Annotated in this window: 1 protein-coding gene, 1 tRNA gene and 1 pseudogene; 1 reads left to right on the forward strand and 2 read right to left on the reverse strand. The window is 73.8% G+C overall.

The features are described 5' to 3' along the window. A pseudogene (locus ABT263_RS38530) lies at positions 1 to 1,636 on the reverse strand (peptidase S41); the annotation flags it as partial. Between the two features lie 212 nt (positions 1,637 to 1,848). Here ABT263_RS38530 and ABT263_RS38535 point away from each other — a divergent pair. Beyond that, positions 1,849 to 3,537 carry a chitinase gene (locus ABT263_RS38535; protein ID WP_502885936.1) on the forward strand — a complete coding sequence of 563 codons (1,689 nt, stop codon included), beginning with the start codon at positions 1,849 to 1,851 and terminating at the stop codon, positions 3,535 to 3,537. Positions 3,538 to 3,679: 142 nt separating this feature from the next. Here ABT263_RS38535 and ABT263_RS38540 read toward each other — a convergent pair. Beyond that, a tRNA-Lys gene (locus ABT263_RS38540) sits at positions 3,680 to 3,753 on the reverse strand. Position 3,754: the final 1 nt, after the last annotated feature.

Genomic DNA, 3,754 nt, shown 5'->3' on the forward strand with positions numbered 1-3,754 from the left:
GGGACGGGGTGTCGGCGGTGAGCGGGACGAGGTAGGGGCGGCAGCCGAGCGGGAAGGAGAGGTCGCCGGTGTGCACGTCGTGCACCGGGTCGAAGCCGCGCCAGGACAGGAAGGCCAGGTAGCGGCCGTCCCGGGTGAACACCGGCTGCTCGTCCTCGAAGCGGCCGTCGGTGATCTCGGTGATCGGCGCGGGCACGTCGGTGCGGGTCAGCCGGATCCGGCGCAGGGAGCGGCCCGCGACCGGCTGGGACCAGGCGATCCAGTGCGAGTCGGGGGAGAAGCGGGCGCCGCCGACCGGTCCGTACTCGGAGGCGGCCAGTTCGCGGACGGCGCCGTCCGCGGTGGCGACCAGCAGCAGCCGTCCGTCGGAGGCGGCGGCGGCCAGGTGGGTGCCGTCGGGGGAGGCGGTGAGTTCCAGGACGCGCCCGAGCCGGCCGGCGGCGAGCACCCGGTGCCGGTGCGTCCCCGTGCCGTCCGCCGCCGTGTGCGCGCCGTCCGCCGCCGTCCCCGTGCCGTCCGCCGCCGTCCCCGGATCGTCGCCCCCGTGCCCGGTGGCGTCGTGGCCGGGCAGCGGGACGATCTCGACCGCGTCCTCGCCCTGCGCGTCGGTGATCCAGCCCGCCTCACCGGTGTGCCCGAGCAGGACCGGCAGCCGGGTGCGCACGCCCGGGGTGTCGGCGAGCGCCCGGGCCGGGCCGTCCCGGTGGGTGAGCCAGTACTGGCTGCCCCGCACGGTGATCAGCCCGGCGCGGCCGGTGTGGTCGCAGGCCAGGTCCTTGACGTGGGAGGCGGCGCTCACCTGGTACGGCCGCCGGCCGGCCCGGGCGCCGCCGAGCGGCACCCGCAGCCGGTGCGGTGCGGGCGCGTCCAGGCCCTCCAGCACCCAGAGGTCGCCGGCGTGCTGGTAGACGATCCGGGTGCCGTCGGTGGCGGCCTCGCGGGCGTAGTAGGAGGCGTGGTCGGTGTGCCGGCGCAGGTCGGAGCCGTCGGGGCGGCAGGAGTAGAGGTTGCCGATGCCCTCGTGGTCGGAGAGGAAGGCGATCCGGTCGCCGACCGGCATGGGCGAGGCGAGGTGCCCCCGGTGGCCGGCCAGGACCTGCTCGCCGTCCACCCAGAGCCGGCCGGTGGCGCCGCCCCGGTAGCGCTTCCAGGCGGCCGGCTCGTGCGGCGCCGAGCCGGTGAGCAGCACGGTGTGCGCCCGGCTCAGCTGGGCGTCGCCGACCGGCCCCCAGGGCATCCGGCGGCCGGGGGAGCCGTCCGGCGGCAGCGCGTGCGCCCAGGTGTAGTGGCCGAAGGGCTCGTGGTAGGAGGTGACGGCGAGGAGTTCGCCGTCCGGCAGCCAGCCGCGCAGCCGGGTGTCCTGGCTGCCCCAGTAGCTGAGCCGGACGGCCTCGCCGCCCTCGACCGGCGCGGTCCAGATCTCGGGGGTCGGGCTCTGCCAGGCGGTCCAGGCCAGGGTGCGGCCGTCGGGGGAGATCCGGGGGTGGCTGACCCTGGTCCGGTCGCAGCTGACCCGCCAGGCACGGCCGACGGTGCCGCCGGGGGAGAGCGGGGCGATCCAGACGTCGTCCTCGGCGGTGAACGCCAGCAGGCCCCCGCGCAGGTGCGGGTAGCGGAGGTAGCCGGGTGCCGTCATCTCTCCATGGTTCGACGGGGTGTTACGCGCGGCAACCGGACGCGCCGCGCGGCAGGGTCCGACCGGTCTGGACCATTGACACCGCACGGCCGAATCCACTTCAGTGGTCTAGTCCAACTAGGGTGCGCGGTCGGGCCGAACCCCCACTGGCACGTACCTTCGCCGTGCCCTCGGACGTCCCCCACGATCCGCGCCCCCGCAGGAGTCCCCGCATGCGCAGAACACCTGTAGCCGCACCCGTCCCGCCCCGCCGGCGCCCCCGCACACTGCTCGCCGCCGGCACCGCCTCGGCCGTCGCCGCCGCGACCATGGTCGGCCTGACCCTCGGCCTCGCGCCCGCCGCCTCGGCCGGGGAGTTCCTGGTCAACGGCGGTTTCGAGAGCGGGGCCAGCGGCCCCTGGAGCTGCTCCGCCGGCACCGGCAGCGTCGTCACCGGCCAGGCCCACAGCGGCAGTTACGCCCTCGCCGCGGCCGCCTCGGCCGGTGACACGGCCCGCTGCGCCCAGACCGTCACGGTCGCCCCCAACACCACCTACACGCTCAGCGCGTACCTCAAGGGCTCGTACGTCTACCTCGGCGTGGACGGCGGCACCAGCACCTGGACGCCGGGCACCGGCGGCGCCTACCAGAAGCTCAGCGTCAGCTTCACCACGTCCGCGACCCAGACCAGCGCCACCGTGTACACCCACGGCTGGTACGGCCAGGGCACCTACTACGCGGACGACGTCTCGCTGGACGGCCCGGGCGCGCCCAGCCCGACGCCCACCGTGACGCCCACGGTCACGCCCACCGTCACCCCCACGGTGACCCCGACCGTCACGCCCACCGTGACCCCGACGGTCACCCCGACCGTGACGCCCACCGCGACGCCCACCGGGCCGGCCGGCAGCCACGCCCTGGTCGGCTACCTGCACGCCAGCTTCGCCAACGGCGCCGGCTACACCAAGGTCGCCGACGTCCCGGACTCCTGGGACTTCATCAACCTCTCCTTCGGCGAGCCCACCTCCGTCACCTCCGGCGACATCCGGTTCAACCGCTGCCCGGTCACCGAGTGCCCGGGGGTGGAGTCCGACGCGGACTTCAAGGCCGCGATCGCCGCCAAGCGGGCCAAGGGCAAGAAGGTGCTGATCTCGATCGGCGGCCAGAACGGCCAGGTCCAGCTCACCACCACGGCCGCCCGCGACGCCTTCGTCAGCTCGGTCTCGGCGATCATCGACAAGTGGGGGCTGGACGGCCTCGACATCGACTTCGAGGGCCACTCGCTCTCGCTGAACACCGGCGACACCGACTTCAAGAACCCGACCAGCCCGGTCGTCGTCAACCTGATCTCCGCCGTGAAGACGCTGAAGGCCAAGTACGGCCCGAACTTCGTCCTCACCATGGCCCCGGAGACCTTCTTCGTCCAACTCGGCTACCAGTACTACGGGTCCGGCCCGTGGGGCGGCCAGGACCCGCGCGCCGGCGCCTACCTGCCGGTGATCCACGCCCTGCGCGACGACCTCACCCTGCTGCACGTCCAGGACTACAACTCCGGCTCGATCATGGGCCTGGACAACCAGTACCACTCGATGGGCGGCGCCGACTTCCACGTCGCGATGACCGACATGCTGCTCAAGGGCTTCCCGGTGGCGGGCAACACCAGCAACGTGTTCCCGGCGCTGCCCGCGAGCAAGGTCGCCATCGGCATGCCGGCCACCACCAACGCGGGCAACGGCTACGTCGCCCCCGCCGAGGTCAACAAGGCGCTGGACTGCCTCACCAAGGCCACCAACTGCGGCAGCTACGTCCCCAAGGCCGGCCCCCAGCCGAACCTGCGCGGCCTGATGACCTGGTCGATCAACTGGGACCAGTTCGGCGGCCGTGAGTTCTCCAAGAACTTCGACAGCTACTTCCGCCGCTGACCGACCGCCGCTGACCGACCGCCCCCGCCGGGCGCCGGACGGGATCGCCCCCGTCCGGCGCCCGGCGCCACGTGGACCGGCTTCTGGGGCCCGTAAACGCCGGAAGCCCCCTCGCTCTCACGAGGGGCCTTCCGGCTGTCTGTGCGCCGCCAGGGACTCGAACCCCGGACCCGCTGATTAAGAGTCAGCTGCTCTAACCAACTGAGCTAGCGGCGCC

It is taken from the genome of Kitasatospora sp. NPDC001603 (assembly GCF_040298365.1).
Classification (GTDB): domain Bacteria; phylum Actinomycetota; class Actinomycetes; order Streptomycetales; family Streptomycetaceae; genus Kitasatospora.

Bases quoted from the DNA above. Each gene is read 5' to 3' on its own strand.
- ABT263_RS38535 (WP_502885936.1), top strand. From the start codon at position 1,849: ATGCGCAGAACACCTGTAGCCGCACCCGTCCCGCCCCGCCGGCGCCCC.